Source organism: Kitasatospora sp. LaBMicrA B282 (assembly GCF_050325825.1).
Taxonomy (GTDB): domain Bacteria; phylum Actinomycetota; class Actinomycetes; order Streptomycetales; family Streptomycetaceae; genus Kitasatospora.
In genome coordinates this window covers 1-18,933 of record NZ_JBNQTI010000168.1, presented here as the reverse complement: position 1 = coordinate 18,933, position 18,933 = coordinate 1, and the positions used below count along the sequence as shown (strand labels likewise).

The following is an 18,933-nucleotide window of genomic DNA, read 5'->3' as shown; positions in this document are numbered from 1 at the left end:
GGGGGGGAGGGGGGGAAGAGAGGGGGGGAGGGGGGTCGGGGAAGGGCGCGGAGCGGGCGCCCGGGGACGCGTTCGAGGAGCGGGTCGCCGCGGTCTTCGCCGCGGTGCTCGGGTACCCGACGGTGCCGCTGGAGGCCGGGTTCTTCGACCTCGGCGGCAGCTCGCTGCAGCTGGGCGCGGTCTGTACCCGGCTGTCCGGGGCGACCGGCGTGCCGGTGCCGGTCTCGGTCGCCATGCGGCAGCCCACCGCCCGCGCGCTGGCCCGCTGGATCGAGGCGCAGCAGGGGGCGCGGGGGGCGGCGGCGGGCGAGGGGGCGTCGGCCGAGGTGGCGGCGTCCGGCCCGGTGGAGTCCGGCCCGGCGGCGTCCGGTCCCGTCCCGCTCAACGAGCTCCAGACCTCGTTCTGGACCCGCCAGGCGATGGACCCCGCCGACCTCTCGGCGCTCTGCCCGCTGGCCTGGCGGATCACCGGCCGGCTGGACCAGGACGCGCTGGCGGCGGCCCTGCTGGACGTGGTGGCCCGGCACGAGGCGCTGCGCTCCCGCTACGAGCTGACCGGCCGGGGCCGCGAGGCCCGCCCGGTCGCGGTGCCCTTCCCGGTGTCCGAGCTGCCGCAGTGCGCCGCCGTCGAACGGCTCGCCCCGGTCGAGGGCGAACGGTCCGCGGTCGAGCTGCTGCGCGAACGGCTGCTGCGGCCGCTCGCTCCGGAGGCGGGCGAGGTCTGGCGGGCCGTCACCGTGCCGGTCGCGGGGACGCCGACCGTGCTGTTCGGCCTGGCCTTCCACCACCTCGCCTTCGACGGGCACTCCGAGCCCGTCCTGGTCCGCGAGCTGGCGGCGGGCTACGCGGCCCGCACCGAGGGCCGCTCGGACCGGCTGCCGGCGGCCCCGACCCTGCGGCAGCTCGCCGCCGCCACCGCGGCCAACGCCGAGGTGGCCGACCTGACGGCCCAGCGCGAGCACTGGCAGCGGACCCTGCGCGGCATCCCCGAACTGCCCCTGCCGGCCCCGGCGGTGGCACCGGTGGTGGCGGACGCCTGGCGGTTCGCGCTCGACGGCGAGCGCGGTGCGGCGGTGCGCGAGCTGGCCCGGCAGCACGGCGGCACCCCGTCCACCCTGCTGCTGGCCGCCACCGCGACGGCCCTGCGGCAGCTCACCGAGCAGCACGACTTCGGCATCGGCATCCCGGTCGCCCAACGCTCGGGCGAGCTGCTGGAGGCGGCGATCGGCTGCCTGGTGAACACCGTCTGCGTCCGGGTGGCGGCGCCCGCGGGCAGCAGCTGGGCCGAACTGGTCGACCGCACCCGCGAGGCGGCCACGGCCGCGCTGGCCGCCCAGGACGTCCCGCTGGCGGAGGTGGTGCGCCTGGTCAACCCCCGGCGCACCGGGCGCAGCCCGCTCTATCAGGCGTTGTTCGCCTACCAGGACGCCCCGGACGCCCCCTTGCGGCTGCCGGGTGCGCAGGTCGCGCCGGTGCGGATCCCGCCCGCCGGCGAGGGGCTGGCCGAACTGGTGGTCGAGGTCCGGCCGGAGGCGGCGGGCGGGTACCTGGTCGAGGTGACGGGCCCGGTGCCCCCGGAGGAGTTCCGCGAGGCGTTCCTCGCGGCGCTGGCCGGGCACCCGGCGGCACCCGGTGTCAGGGCGGCTCGCCATACTTCCCCCGAACGGGTCGTCAGGTCGTGAGGGCCCTTGGAGAGAAGAGGACCCGAACGTGGTCGACCATGTCCATGACCCCGCGGTGCGGACCGAGGCCGCGGCGCTGTTCGACGCCGGTTTCGCGCTGGAGAGCCGCGGTCAGCACACGGAGGCGCTGCGCGCCTACGACGACCTGATCCGCCGGTTCGGCCAGGTGCCGGACCCGCGGGTCCAGGTCAAGGTGGCCGCCGCGTTGAACGGCACCTCCTGGCTGGTCGGGCAGCAGTCGGGCGACCAGCCGCGGGCGGTGGTGCTGGACGACCTGATAACCCGCTTCGCCGACCACAACACCGGTGATCCGGACCTGGACGGGCAGCTGGCGGTCGCGATGAACCACAAGGCGATCGTGATGGGCCGGCTGCAGGGTCCGGAGCAGGGGATCGCCCTGCACGACGAGCTGATCCAGCGGTTCGGTACGGCCACCCCCTACCTGGTCCGGGAGCGGGTCGCGATGTCGATCTACGGCAAGGGCAGCCAGCTGGCGGGGCTGAACCGCCACCGGGAGGCGCTGGAGTGCTACCAGGAGGCGGCGCGCCGGACCGGCACGGCGAGCGAGCCCAAGATGCACGAGCTGACCGCGATGGCGCTGTTCGCCTCCGGCCTCTCGCTGGAGGAGCTGAAGCGGCGCAAGGAGGCGATCGCCGTTTACGAAGATGTGATCAATCGGTATGGAAACTCGGGTGACGAGGATCTGCTCGTGCACGTGCGGTCCGCCGGGCGCCGGTTGGAGGCGCTCTCGAAGCGCCGCTGGTTCCACCTGTTCGGCTGACACCGGGTCGGCCCCCGCGCTCGCTCCACTGGTCAGCGGCGTCGGTCCGGACCCCTACGATGGCGCGCATGACTACTGGGGGGCCGGATCCGCGGCTCATCGACGGCCGCTTCGAACTCCTGCAACGCCTCGGCGGCGGGGGCATGGGCCTGGTCTGGCGTGCCCTGGACACCGCGCTGCAGCGCGAGGTCGCGCTCAAGGAGGTCCGCCCGGCCGACCCCGAGACGGCGGCCGACCCGGCGCTGGCCCGGGAGATCCACGAACGGGTGCTGCGCGAGGCCCGGGCGCTGGCCCGGCTGCAGCACCCGAACGTGGCGGTCATCCACCACATCGTCGACCGCCCCGACTACGAGAACCCGTGGCTGGTCATGGAGTTGGTGACCGGCGGCAGCCTGGCCGACCGGCTCGCCCGGGGGCCGCTCGGGGTGGCGGAGGCGGTCCGGATCGGGCGCGGGGTGCTCGCCGCGCTGCGCGCCGCGCACGCCGTCGGCATCCACCACCGGGACGTCAAGCCCGGCAACGTGCTGCTCCGCCCCGACGGCACCCCGGTGCTCACCGACTTCGGCATCGCCGCGGTCTCCGGTGCCACCGCGCTGACCAGCACCGGCGCGCTGATCGGCTCGCCCGAGTTCATGGCACCCGAGCGGATCCGCGGCGAGGAGGGCAACCCGTCCTCCGACCTGTGGTCGCTCGGCATGACGCTGTACGTCGCCGTCGAGGGGCAGCACCCGCTGCGCCGCACCTCGGTGATCGCCACGCTCGCCGCGATGCTCGACGAGCCGCTGCCGCCCGCGCGCCAGGCCGGCCCGCTCGGCCCGGTGCTCGACGCCCTGTTGGTCAAGGACCCGGCGCTCCGCCCGACCGCCGAGCAGCTCGACCGGGCGCTCGCCCAGGCGGGCTACGAGGCCGAGTACGGGGCGCCGGCGGCGCCGGTGGGCGGGCAGCCGATCCCGACCGTGGTGGTCACGCCGGCAACGGTGCCCGCGCCGACGGTGGTGATCACCTCGATGCCGCAGCCGACGGTGGCCGTGCAGGACCGCGGGCCCACGCACGGACACGGGCACGGGCACGGCGGGGTGCTGCCACCTGGGAAGAGCCCGGAGGACCTGCGCTACCTGCGGCGCTGGCGGACCGGGATCACCGTGTTCGGGCTGGCGATGATCGGGGTGATCGGCACCTACAGCTTCGTGATGATGCCCGGCCGGTTCAACTCCACCTCGTCCTCCGGCACCCCGGCGACCACGGCACCCGTCACGCTCCCGGCCGGGCTGCCCACCGCGGGCGCCGGCACGGCCGGGACTGCCGGGGCGAGCGGCGGCGCCGGCGGCACCGGGGCGAAGGCGGCCGCGTCGCCGTCCACCGCCGCCGTGCAGGACCTGACCACCCCCGCCGGGGTCCGCGCCACCATCGCCACCATGCGCTCGACCATGGGCGGCACCCAGGTCTACGAGCTGGACGTGCACGAGACCAGCGCGAACGCCCAGGTACCGGTGGCCGGCACCACGACGGAGTACGACGACGTGGACTACGCCGTCAACAGCGAGCCCACCCGCCGGCAGGGCAGCGAGGTGACCCCGGACATGAAGCTGGTCGACCTCCAGAACTTCGACTGGGACCTGCTCCCGCAGCTGTGGCAGAAGGCCGCGGCCACCCTGAACGTGCCCAACCCGACCGACCACTACCTGATCATCGGCCCCGACGTCTTCGGCAACGACCAGCCGAGCATCCGCCTCTACCTGGACAACGGCTACGGCAGCGGCTACCTCCAGGTCGACACGAAGGGCAACGTGATCCGGACGATCGCCTTCGGCTCCTGACCGGGCGCCGGCGGTCGGGGGCGGCGCGGCGCCCCGGCGGCCCGGCCCGCGGGAACCGGCACGGCCAGCTGGAGTGTCATCGAGGTGACGGCGGCCGCGCGGCATGCGAGGGTCGGAACCGGCACCGGGCCGGCGCACCCGGGCCGCCACCCGCGAAGGCAGCGTGACCATGACCGACAGCTCCACCTCCTCGCCCGCCGCCACCCGGCTCTCCCGCCGGGCCGCGCTGCGGCTCGCCGTGGGCGGCGCCGCGGTGGCTGCGGTGGCCGGGTGCGGCTCGGGCCGCTCCGGCTCCGCCTCCCCGTCCGGCACCGCCGGGCCCTCCGCGGGCACCCCGACCGTCACCCCCTCCGGTACTCCCGCCCCGACCCCCACCCCGTCCGGTGCGACCGCCGGCCCTGCCGGCCCTGCCGGCCCCGCCGACTGGGCCGCGCTCGCCAAGGACCTCCAGGGCACCCTGGTCCGCCCCGGTGACGCCGCCTACGCCGAGGCGAGCCGGCTCTACCAGCCGCAGTTCGACACCCAGCGGCCGGCCGCGGTCGCCTACCTGGCCGCTGCCCAGGACGCCGCCACCTGCCTGGCCTTCGCCCGTCGCTACGGGGTGCCGATCGTGCCGCGCAGCGGCGGGCACAGCTACGCCGGTTGGTCCGGCGGTCCGGGCCTGGTGCTCGACGTGGGCCGACTGAACGGCGTGTCGGCCGCCGGCGGCACCGCGACGGTCGGCGCCGGTGCCCGGCTGATCGACGTGTACGACGGGCTCGCGGCCCAGCAGCTCACCGTGCCGGCCGGCTCCTGCCCGAGCGTGGGCGTGGCCGGGCTCGCGCTCGGCGGCGGGGTCGGGGTGACCGGCCGGGCCTACGGGCTGACCTGCGACAGCCTGACCGGTGCGGAGGTCGTCACCGCCGACGGCCGGGTCCGCCAGGTCTCCGCCGACAGCGACGCCGATCTGCTCTGGGCACTGCAGGGCGCCGGTGGAGGCAACTTCGGCGTGGTCACCTCGCTCTCGCTGCGCACCCACCCGGCGGTGGACTGCGCCTACGCCTTCCTCTCCTGGCCCTGGTCGCAGGCGGCCGCGGTGATCGCCGCCTGGCAGCAGTGGGCGCCGAACGCGTCGGACCAGCTCTGGGCCGACCTGCACCTGCAGGCCTGGCCGGACGGCCGGCTCACGGTCAGCAGCACGGCCAACTACCTGGGCCCGCAGGGCGAGTTGGCGAACCTGGTGGACCAGCTGGGGGTGCGCCCGCAGTCGGCGGGGCTGCACTCCGCCGCCTACTTCGCCACCATGGAGGTGATGGGCGGGGTGGCCGGCTGGTCGGTCCCCGCCGCCCACCTGCCGGGCACCCTGCCCGGCCACTCCCCGCAGGGCAAGCTCACCCGGGAGTCCTACGCCGCCCGCTCGGACTTCTACACCCGACCGATCGACCCGACCGGCGCCGCCGCCCTGGTCGCGGCCGTGGGCCGGTACGCCCGGACGGCGCCGCAGGGCGGCAGCGCCGCGGTCGCCTTCGACTCCCTGGGCGGCGCGATCAACCGGGTCGGCGCGACGGACACCGCTTTCGTCCACCGCAACGGGCTCTTCCTCGCCCAGTACATCGCCAACTACCCGTCCCCGGGCGCCGGTTCGGGCCCCGCAGTGGACCAGTCACAGGCCTGGCTGCAGGACGTCTGGTCCACCATGCGCCCGTACGCGAGCGGCGAGGCGTACCAGAACTACGCCGACCCGCACCTGACCGACTGGCAGCAGGCCTACTACGGCGCCAACCTACCCCGCCTGCGCCAGGTCAAGCAGACCTACGACCCCACCGGCCTGTTCCGCTTCCCCCAGGGCATCCCGCTCTCCTGAGCAGACACCCTGGGGCCGATCCCGTGGACGAGGGTCACCCGGTGTGGCCGTCCCGGGCCGGGGGGAGGTCGGGGGTGGTGACGGGGCAGAGGGTGGCGGGGATGTCGAACTCGGTGCTCTGGCCGTGGGTGATCCGGCGGGCCTCGGCCTTGAGCAGGACGCGGCCGACCTGGTCCAGGACCCGGCGGGCCAGGCGGTGGTGTTCCTCGGCGTCGTGCAGCCGTTCCTCGACCTTGACGGCGTGGGCGATCGCCTTCTCCCAGTGGCCGGCGGGCACCGCCATCCAGTCGGCGACCTGCGGGCCGATCATCCGGCGGAGCATGGCCGGGACGGCGCCGCGGGCGCCGAGCGGGGTGAGGTCGTGGTAGAAGTCCAGCAGGGCGCCGGTGAGTTCGACCCCGTCGGAGGAGGGGCCCTGGTAGCGCAGGGCCATGGTCTGCCACAGCTGCCGGCCCTCGGCCAGGGTCTCCGGGATCACGTCCGCCCGCAGGCCGAGCAGGACGCCGACCACCCGCCACACGTAGTAGTAGTCCTCGGCCACGTCCGGCGGGCAGTGCACGCCCATCCGGTCCATGCCGTCCAGCACGGTGACCGAGAAGATCAGGGTGGCGCCGAGCAGGTCGTCCTGGCAGATCGGGACGCCGTCCTGCTCGACGTCCCAGTGACCGTCCCGGAGCACCAACTGCCGGACCGCGGCGTGGATCAGCCGGACCTTCTGGATCGTCGGGATGAGGTCGCCGTGCGGTCCCAGCGCGTCCTCGGCCATCAGGTGGAGCATGAACTGGGTGGTCTCGGAGAGCCGCCGGTGCGGGTGGTCCAGCCGGTGCGTGGTGCGCAGCAGCTTCGCGCCGACCGGTACCGCGTAGCAGCCGACCAGGCCGGCCAGCGAGAGGGCGGAGACGGCGTGCACCCCGTCGTGCCGGAAGAACGCGTGCACCCGGGCGACCCGGTCGTGGTCCACCCAGGCCGGCAGCGGGTGGGTCTCCAGCAGGAAGGTGCGGAGCACGTCCGGCAGGTCCTCCGGGACCAGCTGGTCGTTGTGGCGCAGGCCGTGCAGCACCTGGTTGGCGTGGTCGAGTTCGCCCGAGTCCAACAGTTCGCCGACCACCCGGTCCGCCATCGGGTCGCCCTCGGCCCGCAGGTCGGGCAGGGTCGACGTCGGGTTCTCCATGCAGCCACTCCGCTCGCTCGGCGCGGATCGGCCCGTGCCGGGCCGATCTCCGTCACCGACACGATGGCCGCACGCGGCCCGGCCGTGGGGCCGGGAGCGGTCGAGAAGATCCGATCGAGTGATCCCACTCGTTCACACGTCAGGGGATTCACCCGGACGGGGCGTCAGCTCGCCGCGCCCGCCGGCGGGATGTTGTAGTTGACCCGGAAGAGGTTGGCCGGGTCGTAGCTCGCCTTGAGGGCGGCGAGGCGGCGGTAGTCCGCGGGGGCGTAGCAGGCGCGGACCCGGTCGGGGGTGGCGTCGTCGATGCCGAGGAAGTTCACGAAGGAGCCGCCGGTGCCCCAGGGGGCGATCTTGTCGTGCAGGGTGGCGTGCACCTCGCGCAGGTCCGGCAGGGTGGCGGGCGGCATGATGAAGGTGGAGAAGACCATGAAGGCCGCGTCGCGGCCGCCGACCGCGTTGGGGACCTCGGGCATCCGGGCGTAGGCGCCGCCGTGGTGGCGGATCTCCAGGATGACGGGTGCCTCGGCCTGCGGGCCGGCCAGTTCGAGCAGCGTGTCCACGGCGCCGGGGGCCAGCTCGCGCAGCGCGGTGTTGCGGTCGTAGGCGGCCACCGGCATCGGCGGCTCGTGGTGGATCGAGCCGGTCTCGGTGACCGGCATCTCGCGCAGGGTGTCCAGCAGGGTCGGGCCGAGCGCGCGCAGCGGGCGCACCCACGGCTCGGCCGCCGCGGTGGCGCCGCACCAGGCGATCCGCACGTGCGCGACGAAGCGGCCGCGCAACGGCTCGGGGAGGACCGGGAGTTCGGGGTACTGGATCAGCTGGATCGAGGAGGACATCTCCTCGGGCACGGTCTCGGTCCACGCGGCGTAGGCGTGCAGGACCTCGGCGGCGGACTCCCCGGGGAAGTAGAGCCCGCCGCCGAAGATCCGGGCCACCGGCACCAGGTCGAGCTCCATGGCGACCACGATGCCGAGGTTGTCCTTGCCGCCGCGCAGGCCCCAGAACAGGTCGGGCTCGCGCTCGGCGGAGACCTCGCGCAGCTGCCCGTCGGCGGTGACCACCGTCATCCGGCGCACCCGGTCGGCCGCGTAGCCGTAGCGGCGGCCGAGCAGGCCGATCCCGCCGCCCAGGGTGTAGCCGACGACGCCGACCTCCGGGTTGGAGCCGCTCAGCGGAGCCAGACCGTGCGGGGCGACCGCGCCGAGCACCTCGTGCCAGCGGACGCCGGCCTCGACCAGCACGGTGCGGCGCACCGGGTCGACCGTGACGCCGCGCATCCGCGAGGTGTCGACCACCAGGTGGCCGTCGGTGGGCGCCGAGATGCCGTGGCCGGTGGCCTGGACGGCGACGCCCAGACCCGCGCCGGCCGCGTGCCGCACGGCGGCCGCCACGTCCGCGGCGGCACGTGCGCCGACCACCAGGGCCGGCCGCTGGTCGAGGGCCAGGTTGTAGCCCAGTCGCTCGCCGTCGTAGCCGTCGTCGCCCGGCCGGAACACCGGCCCCGAGATCCCGATCATGCGCTCGACGGTAGGGGCGGAGGTGGCGGTGGGGCGAGCACGGGGGTGATGGTCTGTCACCTTGGGGGAGGGTGTCACCTCGACGCGACGTCACCCGGTGGCGTGGACCCCAGGCCCCAGACCGGGCCTCAGGCCTCAGCCGATCTCGTACGGCTTGGTCATGATCTCCAGCTTGTGCCCGCTCGGGTCGAGGAAGTAGACCCCGCGGCCGCCGTACCAGTGGTTGATCCGGCCGGGCTCCCGGTGGAACGGGTCCGCCCAGTACTGCTCCCCGCGCTCGGTCAGCCGGCCGAATATCTCGTCGAACTCGCTCTCGCCGACCAGGAAGGCGTAGTGCTGCGGGGTGATCGGGCCGTCCTCGCGGAGCACGTCGAGGGAGACGGCGTTGCTCAACTGCAGGACCAGGAAGGGGCCGTAGTTCTCCGGTTCGGCGAGGCCGAAGACCCGGGTGAAGAAGTCCGCGGTCTCCCGCGGGTCCTTGGCCGCGAGGATGGTGTGGTTCAGCTGGATGGCCATGGGTTCCTCCCCTTCCGCTGCTGCGAAGGCTGGTGGTGGCGGGACTGCACTGGTTACACTACACGTTGTAGTGCAAAATCGACCAGGGGAGACCAGAGATGTCGACGGCCGTCCGACCGGGAGCCGCCACCGCCCACCGGGGCATGCCTGAGAAGCGCAAGGCTATCGTCCGCGCCGCCCGTGCGGTGTTCGGGCGGGAGGGCTACACCCGGACCAGCGTGGACACCATCGCGGCCGAGGCCGGCGTGTCCAAGCGGACCATCTACAACCACTTCACCGACAAGGAGCAGCTGTTCCAGGAGGTCGCGCTGGCCGGCGCCACCGAGGTGACCACCGCGCAGGCGGCGATCGCCGACCACCACCTGCACAAGATCGTGGACCTGGAGGCGGACCTGATCGCCTTCGCGCTGGCCCGGGTCGGCTCGCTGGAGACCTTCAGCGACCACTGGGCCCTGGTGCGCACCATCGAGGCCGAGGCGCCGCGGATCCAACCGGCCGTGCTGGAGGCCTGGCAGGAGGCCGGGCCGCGCGAGACCCACCGCGAACTCATGCGCAGATTCGCCGAGTTCGCCGACCTCGGGCTGCTCGAGGTGGCCGACCCGGACCGTGCCGCCGCCCACTTCAACCTGCTGACCTTCATCAGCATCACGCTGCCCTCGTTCTACGGCGCGATCCCGCTCGGCCGGCCGCAGGTCGAGGCGATCGTCACCGACGGGGTCCGCACCTTCCTGCGCCTCTACCGCCCGGGGGCCGTCGCGAACGACTGAACCGCTCGACCCGACTCAGGTCGACCCGGGCCCGTCGACGGGCCGCCGCGCGGGCCCCCGGACAGGCCATGGCCCCGGCGGCCCGCGGGGGAGTGTGTCAGCTCGCCCGGCGGACTTGACGGACCCGGAAATCGCCCGTTGCCCGGCTCCGGCGCCGCTCGCCAGGATTCCCGCCATGGGCGAACACACTACTGAGATTGCGCCGCTCTTCGAGGTGCGGGCAGAAATTCCGGTCGCAGCCGATCCGGCCGTCGTCTATTCCGTGATCAGCGACCTGCCGCGCAGCGGCGAGTGGAGCCCGGAGTGCCAGGGCGGCGAATGGGTCGTCGGCACGCCGGCCACCGTCGGCGCGGTCTTCCGCGGCGAGAACCTGCGGGCCGAGTCCGTCGTCGCCTGGGCCCCCGTGGTCCGCGGCAGCTGGACCACCCACGCCGAGGTGGTGGCCGCCGAGCCGGGCCGCACCTTCCGCTGGGCCATGCAGGACTCGGGCGGCCGCGCCCAGGACAGTGTCTGGGGCTTCGACGTCCAGGCCGCCGAGCAGGGCAGCACGCTGGTGCACCACTTCCGCATGGGAACCGCCACCGAGGGCATCCGCGGCATCACCGCCGAGATGGACGAGGCGGCGCGGCAGAAGTTCTTCGCCGAATGGGGCGAGAAGCTCTCCGAGGACCTCGGGAAAACGCTCGCGCGCATCCAGTCCGTCATCGAGAAGAACTGATCGCCGGTTTTCCTGAGGAGAGGTCAGCGAAGTGTTTCTGCAGCGCATAGGAAATCGCGGAATCCGTCTGGGGACGCTTTTCGAGCGGGCGGCCGCCCGGCACGGGTCGAACGTCCTCATCCTGGACCACGACCTCGACGTCGCCCCGGCCCTGGGCCGCCGGGCGACCATCGCCGAGGTCGCGGACCTGATCGACGACCTGGCCGCCCGGCTCTGGGCCGCCAAGGTCCGGCCCGGCCAGCGCGTGGTGATCTACAAGTCCGACGGCTTCGACATCACCCTGCTCGCCTGCGCCACGGCCCGGGTCGGCGCCGTCCCGGTGCTGCTGTCGCCGAAGCTCGACGGCGAGACCGTGGCGGAGCTGATCCGCCGCACCGACGAGCCCTACCTGCTCACCGACCAGGTCAAGCTGGAGCAGGAACTTCCGGGCGAGGTCTTCGAGTTCGCCGAGCGGGTGCTGCTGGCCTCGGGCACGTACCAGGGCGCCACCGAGCTCGCCGCGCTGGCCGGCTCGCCCCGGGTGCCCGCCGTCACCATGCCGGCCGACCACCCCACCCTGATCACCCACACCTCGGGCACCACCGGCACCCCCAAGCTGGCCGTGCACACCGGGCGCACCCTGCAAGCCCGTTACCGGCCGCAGGCCACCGTGGTGGCGCCGCTGGTCCCCGGCCGCGAGACCATCGCGATCCACGTCTCCTTCGTGCACTCGCGCCTCTTCACCGCGCTCGCCATCTCGCTGCTGCGCGGCTTCCCGATCCTGGTGCTGCGCGAGTCCGACCCGGCCCACGTCGCGGACCTCTTCGCGCAGCTGCGCCCCGGCATCCTGGAGGCGCACCCCAACTCCTTCATGGCCTGGGAGGAGCTGGCCGACGACCCGCGCAAGCCGCTGGCCAACGTCAAGCTGTTCAGCAGCACCTTCGACGCCATCCACCCGCGCACCGTGCAGCGGATGCTGGCGGCCACCGAGCGCACCGCGCCGGTCTTCGGCCAGCTGTACGGGCAGAGCGAGATCGGCCCGGCCGTCGTCCGGTCCTTCTCCAAGCGCCGCGGGGCGGACGCCGACGGGCGCTGCGTGGGCGTGCCGTTCCCCGGCTTCACCGAGGTCCGGGTGGTCAGCCGGGACGGCAACCCGCCGTCCGAGACCAACCCCGGCTTCATCGAGGTGCGCAGCGACGGCCGGATCGTCACCTACCTGGGCGAGCAGGAGCGCTACGACCAGCAGGTCACCGACGGCTGGTGGCGGATGGGCGACGTCGGCTACCGCACCAAGTGGGGCTGCGTGCACCTGCTGGACCGCGAGGTCGACCTGATCGAGGGCTTCGGCTCCACGCTGGCCGTCGAGGACACGCTGTTCGCCCGGCTGCCCGAGCTGACCGAGGTCATCATCGTGCCGGACGCGGAGGGCCGGGCCGTGCCGGTGATCTGCACCAAGGACGACCAGCCGTTCGACCCGCAGACCTGGCAGCGCGCGGTGGCCGGACTGCCGGCGATGGCGGAGCCGGTGCTCTGGCGCCAGCAGGACCTGCCGCAGACCGCCACCACCAAGATCAAGCGGCTCGAGCTGGTCCGGCTGCTCGCCGCGGCCGCTCCGGCGCACGCCGCGAGCTGACCGAACGGGGGAGAGCAGGATGTCGAAGATTGTCATCGTCGGCGGCGGGATCGGCGGCCTCGCCGCGGCCCTGGCCGTGGCCCGGCAGGGGCACCGGGCCGTGGTGCTGGAGCGCGCGCCGGAGTTCGCCGAGATCGGGGCCGGGATCCAGATCGCCCCGAACGGGATCCACGCGCTGGAGCAGCTCGGCCTGGGCGACGCCGTGCGCGAGTCCGCCGTGCACATGCGCGAGCTGCGCTTCATGGACGGGGTCAGCGGGGAGCACGTGGTGAGCCTGCCGCTCACCGAGCAGTACCAGCGCCGGTTCGGCAACCCCTACGTGGTGGTGCACCGCGCCGAGCTGCACACCCTGCTGCTCCGGGCCTGCCTGGCCACCGAGGGCGTCGAGCTGCGCGGCAGCTGCACCGCCGTCGGGTACGAGCAGGACGGCGGCACCGCCACCCTACTGCTGGAGAGCGGGGAGCGGATCACCGGGGACGCGCTGATCGGCGCGGACGGCATCAACTCCGCGATCCGCCGGCAGCTGGTCGGCGACGGTGCGCCGCGGATCTCCGGCATCACCGTCTACCGGGCCATCCTCCCGATGGACCAGGTGCCGCCGGAGCTGCGGATGACCACCTCGGTGACCTGGTGGGCCGGCCCGGGCTGCCACTTTGTCCACTACCCGATCGCCGGCGGCGCCTACCTCAACCTGGCGGCCAGCAGCGACAACCACGCCACCGAGGCGCTGGCCGGCGTGGCGGTCGGGAAGGACGCCGTGCGGGCCGAGTTCGCCGGGCTCGGCGAGGACGCGCACAAGCTGCTGGAGCTGGGCGAGGACTGGAAGTCCTGGGTGCTGGTCGACCGCGACCCGGTCGCCGACTGGTGCGACGGGCGGGTCACCCTGCTCGGCGACGCCGCGCACCCCATGCTGCACTACGCGGCCCAGGGCGCCTGCCAGGCGCTGGAGGACGCGGTGCTGATCGGCGAGCTGCTGGACTGCTCGGCCGACGAACTCCCGCAGCGCTTCGAGAAGTACAACGCCGAGCGCCGCGAGCGGACCGCCAAGGTCCAGCTCGCCGCGCGCGAGAGCATCAAGCTGTGGCACCCCCGCGGCCAGGCCGCCGCGGACCGCAACGCGATGCTCTCCGCCCTCTCGGCCGACCAACTACACGACGAGGTGGCCTGGATGCACGGCGTCCGCAGCTTCGGTCTGAACGGAGAGCAGAAGTGACGACCAGCCAGTTCGAGGTCTGCATCATCGGTGCCGGCCCGCGCGGGCTCTCGGTGCTGGAGCGGATCTGCGCCATCGCGCGCGGCTCCGCCGACCCGCGCCCGGTGACGGTGCACGTGGTGGACCCCAACGCGCCCGGCGCCGGCCAGGTCTGGCGCACCGACCAGTCCCGCCACCTGCTGATGAACACGGTGGCCTCGCAGATCACCGTCTTCACCGACGACAGCGTCCGGGTCGAGGGCCCGATCGAGCCCGGCCCCACCCTGTTCGAGTGGGCCAAGGGCCTGGCGGACCAGCCGGCCGGCAGCGTCGACGACCAGACCCTGGCCGAGGCCCGCGAGCTGGGCCCGAACACCTACCCCACCCGCGCGTTCTACGGCTGCTACCTGTACGACAGCTTCCGGCGCGTGGTGGCCGGCGCCCCCGAGCAGGTCACCGTCCAGGTGCACCGCTCCCGCGCCGTCGCGATGGCGGACACCCACGGCGCACCCGGCGGCCCGCAGGGCATCCGGCTGGAGGACGGCACCCGGCTCAACCGGCTGGACGCCATCGTGATGGCCCAGGGCCACGTGCCGGCCAGGCTCACCGCCCGCGAGGCCAAGACCGCCAGCCTGGCCCGGATCCACCACCTCAGCTACTACACCCCGGCCAACCCCGCCGACCTGGACATCAGCGCGATCGAGCCCGGCCAGAACGTGCTGCTGCGCGGCCTGGGCCTGAACTTCTTCGACCACATGGCGCTGTTCACGCTCGGCCGCGGCGGCGTCTTCGTCCGCGAGGGAGAGCGGCTGGTCTACCGGCCCTCCGGGCTGGAGCCCAAGCTGCACGCCAGCTCCCGGCGCGGCATCCCGTACCACGCCCGCGGCGACAACGAGAAGGGCGCCTACGGGCGGTACTTCCCCAAGCTGCTCACCGCCGACCTGATCGCCGCGCTGCGCGAGCGCACCGCGACCGGCGAGCCGGTCAGCTTCGGCGCCGACCTGTGGCCGCTGGTCGCCCGCGAGGTGGAGAGCGTCTACTACTCCGCCCTGCTGGAGCAGTCGGGCCGCGGCGCCGAGCGCGAGGCGCTCACCGAGCGCTACCTGGCGGCCGACGAGGGCGCCGAGCTCGACGCGCTGCTGACCGAGTACCGGATCCCGGCCGAGCTCCGCTGGGACTGGGAGCGGCTCTCCCGCCCGTACGGGGACCGGACCTTCGCCGACCGCGACGACTTCCGCCGCTGGCTGCTCGACTACCTGGCGCAGGACGTCAAGGAGGCCCGCGCCGGCAACCTCAGCGGCCCGCTGAAGACGGCCCTGGACGTACTGCGCGACCTGCGCAACGAGATCCGGCTCGCGGTCGACCACGGCGGCCTGGACGGCGACTCGCACCGCGACGACCTCGAGGGCTGGTACACCCCGCTCAACGCCTTCCTGTCGATCGGGCCGCCGGCGACCCGGATCGAGCAGATGATCGCGCTGATGGAGGCCGGGGTGCTGGAGCTCACCGGCCCCGCGACCGAGATCCGGATCGACACCGAGCAGCCGGCCTTCGTCGCCGCCTCCCGGGAGGTCCCCGGCCCGGCGGTCCGGGCCACCGTGCTTATCGAGGCCCGGCTGCCCGAGCCGGACCTGCGCCGCACCGACGACCCGCTGCTGCGGCACCTGCTGGAGACCGAGCAGTGCACCACCTACCGGATCGCGGCGCAGCGCGGCGGCAGCTACGAGACCGGCGGCCTGGCCGTCACCGAGCGCCCCTACCGCCTGCTCGACGCCCGCGGCCGCGCGCACCCGCGCCGGTTCGCCTACGGCATCCCGACCGAGTCGGTGCACTGGGTCACGGCGGCCGGCATCCGGCCCGGCGTCGACTCGGTGACCCTCGGCGACTCGGACGCCATCGCCCAGGCGGTGCTCGCACTGCCCGAACTCACCGAGGTCCCCGCCGGCGTCCGGCCCACCCCGGCCGAGACCGACCTGCTGGGCGTCCTGGTTTGACTTCCTCCCCCTCCTGAGGAGGGGGATTCCCCTCAGCCTCGCGGCTGAGCCGCGGCGCGTGAGCGCGGCGGTGGGACGACTTCCTGCTTCACCGTCGACCGCCCGCCCGGAGCACTCCGTTGAGGTCTTACGCCGCCTCCACAGGCTGCTGCCGCCAGTCCGGCGGCCAGGATGTTCTTCGCCGCGTTCACGTCCCGGTCGTGGACCGCTCCGCAGCCACACGTCCACTCGCGGACGTTCAGGGGCATCGCGTCGCGGATGGCTCCGCAGGCCGAGCACAGCTTGGAGCTGGGGAACCACCGGTCGATGGTGACCAGGTCGCGGCCGTACCAGGCACATTTGTAGTCCAGCATGGTTCGCAGCTCGCTCCAGCTCGCGTCGCTGATCGCGCGTGCGAGCTTGTGGTTCTTGAGCAGGTTGCGGACCGTCAGGTCCTCGATCACGACCGTTTGGTTTTCGCGGACGAGTCGAGTGGTGAGCTTGTGCAGGAAGTCCCGGCGCCGGTCGGCGATCCTCGCGTGGATCTTCGCGACCGTGCGCCGGGCCTTGTCCCGGTTGATCGAGCCCTTGGCCTTGCGGGACAGGTCCTGCTGGGCCTTGGCCAGGCGTTCCCGGTCGCGGTATTCGTGTCTCGGGTTGGTGATCTTCCCCGCGGGCAGTTCCCGGGACCACATGATGTCCAGCGGTTCGGTCATCTTGGCCAGCGTGAGGCGGCCGTCCCGGTAGCGGAACGCGGAGGCGGTGTACTCGGCGCTGTCGTGGGATCTCTTCTTCGACTTGAACCGGGGGTACTTCGCCCGTCTGTGCCAGAAGTTGGAGAACGCCCCTTGCAGGTGCCGGAGCGCCTGTTGGAGCGGAACGGAGGAGACCTCGGCCAGGAACGCCAGTTCCTCGGTCTTCTTCCACGCCGTCAGCATGGCCGACGTCTGGTACGCGACAGCTCAGCCGCCTGCGCATCGGTCGGATGGAAGCGGTACTTGAAGGCCCGCGTTCCCTGAGTGACTGTCATGGAACACGCGGTAGCACTCATCCTTATGGTCACCTGCGGCCAATCGCCGATCCGAACGTCGGTCCACCTCGAACAGCGAAACGGCCATCCGCCTGTCCTTCTGGGGGCGGGTCAGGGGCCTTCAGCGACAGTTTCGTTTCTCCCCCCGCAAGCGGGAGGTACCCCCACCCCCGGCTGAGGCCGAGGTATCCACGAAGGAGTCCAGATGAGTCAGGTGACCGACGCCGGCCTGCTCTCCCCGGTGCGGGCCGGCACCCCGGTCGAGGCGGTCGTCGACGACCGGGCCTGGCTGCAGGCCATGCTCGACGCCGAGGCCGCACTCGCCCGGGCCCAGGCCCGGCTCGGCACTCTGCCCCGGCGGGCCGCCGAGCTGATCACCGCCAAGGCCCGGGTCGACGCCTTCGACCCGCGCGCTCTGGCACTGGCCGCCCGGGAGACCGCCAACCCGGTGGTCGGCCTGGTCGCGGCCCTCACTCGCACGGTGGCGGCCGCCGACCCCGCCGCGGCCGAGTACGTCCACCGCGGCTCGACCAGCCAGGACATCTTCGACACCGGCGCGATGCTGGTCGCGGCCCGGGCGCTGCGCCTGATCCGCGACGACCTGGCCCGCACCGAGCGGGCGCTGGCCGAACTGGCCCGGAAGCACCGGGACACCGTGATGGCGGGCCGCACCCTGGCGCTGCAGGCGGTGCCGACCACCTTCGGGCTGAAGGCGGCCGGCTGGCGCCAGTTGCTGCTGGACGCCGAGGACCGGATCGCCGGGCTGCTCGAGGGCGGCCTGCCGGTCTCGCTCGGCGGGGCGGCGGGGACGCTGGCGGGGTACCTGGAGTACGCGCGGGTGGATGGTGGGGTTGGGGGTGGAGGTGGAGGTGCTGACGAGGACGGGGGCGCTGTCGACGGCTACCCCGACCGGTTGATCGCCGCGTTCGCCGCGGAGACCGGACTGGCCCAGCCCGTGCTGCCCTGGCACGCTCTGCGCACCCCGATCGCCGACCTGGCCGCCGCGCTGGCCTTCACCGCCGGCGCGCTCGGCAAGATTGCGATCGACGTGCAGACGCTCACCCGCACCGAGGTCGGCGAGGTCGCCGAGCCGGGTGCGGCCGGCCGGGGCAGCTCCTCGGCGATGCCGCACAAGCGCAACCCGGTGCTGGCCACCCTGCTCCGCTCGGCCGCCCTCCAGGTCCCGGTCCTCGCCGCCGGCCTGACCCAGTGCCTGCTCGCCGAGGACGAACGCTCCGGCGGCGCCTGGCACGCCGAATGGCTGCTGCTGCGCGAGTGCCTGCGCCTGGTCGGCGGCTCCGCCCACACGGCGGTCGAACTGGCGGAGGGGCTGGAGGTGCGCCCCGACCGGATGCGCGCCAACCTGGCCCTCACCGGCAGCCAGATCGTCTCCGAGCGGGTGGCCGCGGTGCTGGCCCCCCGACTCGGCAAGGTGGCGGCCAAGGACCTGCTCACCGCCGCCTCCGCCACCGCCGACCGCGAGGGCCGCACCCTGGCCGAAGTCCTGGCCGGCACCCCACACCTGGCCGGCCTGCTCGACGAGGCGGACCTGGCCACCCTCTGCGACCCCGCGGGCTATCTGGGCGCCGCCCCACGCCTGGTGGAGCGGGCGCTCTCGTCGTGAGGGGGCACGGGCGCGGCGGGCGCGGAGCGAAGGCCCCCCGCTGCTGCGCGCTGGGTGGCGGGGCGCGGGGGTGGGGGCGGGAGTCCCGTGGAGTTGCGTGGTGGTGGTGTGGTGGTGGCGCGGGGCGGGTGAGGTGAATCGGTTTCTGCGCGCGCTCGTTCGCTTGCTCAGCAGTCCCCTGGCCGTAGGCCGGGGGACTGCTGGCGTTGGTGGGGTGGTGGCGGGTGGGCGGGGCAGGGGTGACGGTTCTGGGACGGGCCTGACCGCTTCCGTGTCTCGCGGGTCACGCACTGGTCGGGGGCTGGTCTTTGAGCCGCCCGGCCTGCTGCTTGTCCTGCCGGCAGCCCGACCTCGCTGGCCCGCCCTGCCTGCATCGTGCCCCGCCCGACCTTCCCGGCCTGGCCCGACGCCCGCCCCGGGCAGGCCTCCCGGGGCCGGTCTGACGCCCGGCCCGGTCTGACGCCCGGCCCGGTCTGACGCCCGGCCCGGTCTGACGCCCGGCCCGGTCTGACGCCCGGCCCGGTCTGACGCCCGGCCCGGTCTGACGCCCGGCCCGGTCTGACGCCCGGCTCGCACGGCGGGCGCCCGCCCAGCCTGCCGCTCTGCCCGCCCGGCGGGCGCCCGGCCTTCAGCCTGACCTCCCAGGCCGGGCCGACCTTCTGGGACCGACAAGCCGCTCCCAGAAGG

The 18,933-nt window shown here is 73.8% G+C and carries 13 protein-coding genes and 1 pseudogene; 10 read left to right on the top strand and 4 right to left on the bottom strand.

The genetic code is table 11. The features are described from left to right. From ACQRUO_RS32205 to ACQRUO_RS32190, 4 genes are all read left to right on the top strand, one after another. Positions 1-1,682, top strand: a 1,682-nt coding sequence (locus ACQRUO_RS32205) for a condensation domain-containing protein (protein WP_428319662.1), incomplete at its 5' end; no start/stop codon positions are given. Positions 1,683-1,710: 28 nt separating this feature from the next. Then, entirely contained in the window at positions 1,711-2,463 is a 753-nt protein-coding gene (locus ACQRUO_RS32200; RefSeq protein ID WP_428319661.1) for a tetratricopeptide repeat protein, read from the top strand. 68 nt (positions 2,464-2,531) lie between these two features. Beyond that, positions 2,532-4,280, top strand: coding sequence for a serine/threonine-protein kinase (locus ACQRUO_RS32195; RefSeq protein WP_428319660.1), 1,749 nt, complete (start codon positions 2,532-2,534; stop codon positions 4,278-4,280). Positions 4,281-4,449: 169 nt separating this feature from the next. Further along, positions 4,450-6,123 (top strand): FAD-binding oxidoreductase, encoded by a 1,674-nt coding sequence (locus ACQRUO_RS32190; RefSeq protein WP_428319659.1) that lies wholly within the window; start codon positions 4,450-4,452, stop codon positions 6,121-6,123. 34 nt (positions 6,124-6,157) lie between these two features. On the opposite strand, the gene ACQRUO_RS32185 is transcribed toward ACQRUO_RS32190, so the two are convergent. From ACQRUO_RS32185 to ACQRUO_RS32175, 3 genes are all read right to left on the bottom strand, one after another. After that, positions 6,158-7,294 carry an oxygenase MpaB family protein gene (locus tag ACQRUO_RS32185; RefSeq protein ID WP_428319658.1) on the bottom strand — a complete coding sequence of 379 codons (1,137 nt, stop codon included), beginning with the start codon at positions 7,292-7,294 and terminating at the stop codon, positions 6,158-6,160. Between the two features lie 164 nt (positions 7,295-7,458). Then, on the bottom strand, positions 7,459-8,814 hold the full coding sequence (locus ACQRUO_RS32180; protein WP_428319657.1) for an FAD-binding oxidoreductase: 1,356 nt from the start codon (positions 8,812-8,814) through the stop codon (positions 7,459-7,461). A gap of 135 nt (positions 8,815-8,949) precedes the next feature. Beyond that, the gene (locus ACQRUO_RS32175) at positions 8,950-9,330 is read right to left on the bottom strand and encodes a VOC family protein (RefSeq protein WP_428319656.1); all 381 of its coding nucleotides are present in this window, start codon (positions 9,328-9,330) and stop codon (positions 8,950-8,952) included. Between the two features lie 143 nt (positions 9,331-9,473). On the opposite strand from ACQRUO_RS32175, the gene ACQRUO_RS32170 reads away from it, so the two are divergent. From ACQRUO_RS32170 to ACQRUO_RS32150, 5 genes are all read left to right on the top strand, one after another. Then, positions 9,474-10,097 (top strand): TetR/AcrR family transcriptional regulator, encoded by a 624-nt coding sequence (locus tag ACQRUO_RS32170; RefSeq protein WP_428319655.1) that lies wholly within the window; start codon positions 9,474-9,476, stop codon positions 10,095-10,097. Positions 10,098-10,212: 115 nt separating this feature from the next. Further along, positions 10,213-10,815: an SRPBCC family protein gene (locus tag ACQRUO_RS32165; RefSeq protein ID WP_428319654.1), complete on the top strand. Its 603-nt coding sequence runs from the start codon at positions 10,213-10,215 to the stop codon at positions 10,813-10,815. A 31-nt stretch (positions 10,816-10,846) separates the two neighbouring features. Continuing rightward, entirely contained in the window at positions 10,847-12,427 is a 1,581-nt protein-coding gene (locus ACQRUO_RS32160) for a class I adenylate-forming enzyme family protein (RefSeq protein ID WP_428319653.1), read from the top strand. 19 nt (positions 12,428-12,446) lie between these two features. Further along, complete coding sequence (locus tag ACQRUO_RS32155; RefSeq protein WP_428319652.1) at positions 12,447-13,640, top strand: FAD-dependent monooxygenase; 1,194 nt, start codon at positions 12,447-12,449, stop codon at positions 13,638-13,640. Next, positions 13,637-15,613, top strand: coding sequence for an FAD/NAD(P)-binding protein (locus tag ACQRUO_RS32150; RefSeq protein WP_428319651.1), 1,977 nt, complete (start codon positions 13,637-13,639; stop codon positions 15,611-15,613). The genes ACQRUO_RS32155 and ACQRUO_RS32150 overlap by 4 nt, the downstream gene beginning before the upstream one ends. A gap of 32 nt (positions 15,614-15,645) precedes the next feature. Here ACQRUO_RS32150 and ACQRUO_RS32145 read toward each other — a convergent pair. Next, positions 15,646-16,622 (bottom strand): annotated as a pseudogene (locus tag ACQRUO_RS32145) (RNA-guided endonuclease TnpB family protein). A gap of 205 nt (positions 16,623-16,827) precedes the next feature. Here ACQRUO_RS32145 and ACQRUO_RS32140 point away from each other — a divergent pair. After that, the gene (locus ACQRUO_RS32140) at positions 16,828-18,246 is read left to right on the top strand and encodes a class-II fumarase/aspartase family protein (RefSeq protein WP_428319650.1); all 1,419 of its coding nucleotides are present in this window, start codon (positions 16,828-16,830) and stop codon (positions 18,244-18,246) included. The last annotated feature ends 687 nt before the right edge of the window (positions 18,247-18,933 follow it).

Bases quoted from the DNA above. Each gene is read 5' to 3' on its own strand.
- ACQRUO_RS32195 (WP_428319660.1), top strand. From the start codon at position 2,532: ATGACTACTGGGGGGCCGGATCCGCGGCTCATCGACGGCCGCTTCGAA.
- ACQRUO_RS32190 (WP_428319659.1), top strand. From the start codon at position 4,450: ATGACCGACAGCTCCACCTCCTCGCCCGCCGCCACCCGGCTCTCCCGC.
- ACQRUO_RS32185 (WP_428319658.1), bottom strand. From the start codon at position 7,294: ATGGAGAACCCGACGTCGACCCTGCCCGACCTGCGGGCCGAGGGCGAC.
- ACQRUO_RS32180 (WP_428319657.1), bottom strand. From the start codon at position 8,814: ATGATCGGGATCTCGGGGCCGGTGTTCCGGCCGGGCGACGACGGCTAC.
- ACQRUO_RS32175 (WP_428319656.1), bottom strand. From the start codon at position 9,330: ATGGCCATCCAGCTGAACCACACCATCCTCGCGGCCAAGGACCCGCGG.
- ACQRUO_RS32170 (WP_428319655.1), top strand. From the start codon at position 9,474: ATGCCTGAGAAGCGCAAGGCTATCGTCCGCGCCGCCCGTGCGGTGTTC.
- ACQRUO_RS32155 (WP_428319652.1), top strand. From the start codon at position 12,447: ATGTCGAAGATTGTCATCGTCGGCGGCGGGATCGGCGGCCTCGCCGCG.
- ACQRUO_RS32140 (WP_428319650.1), top strand. From the start codon at position 16,828: ATGAGTCAGGTGACCGACGCCGGCCTGCTCTCCCCGGTGCGGGCCGGC.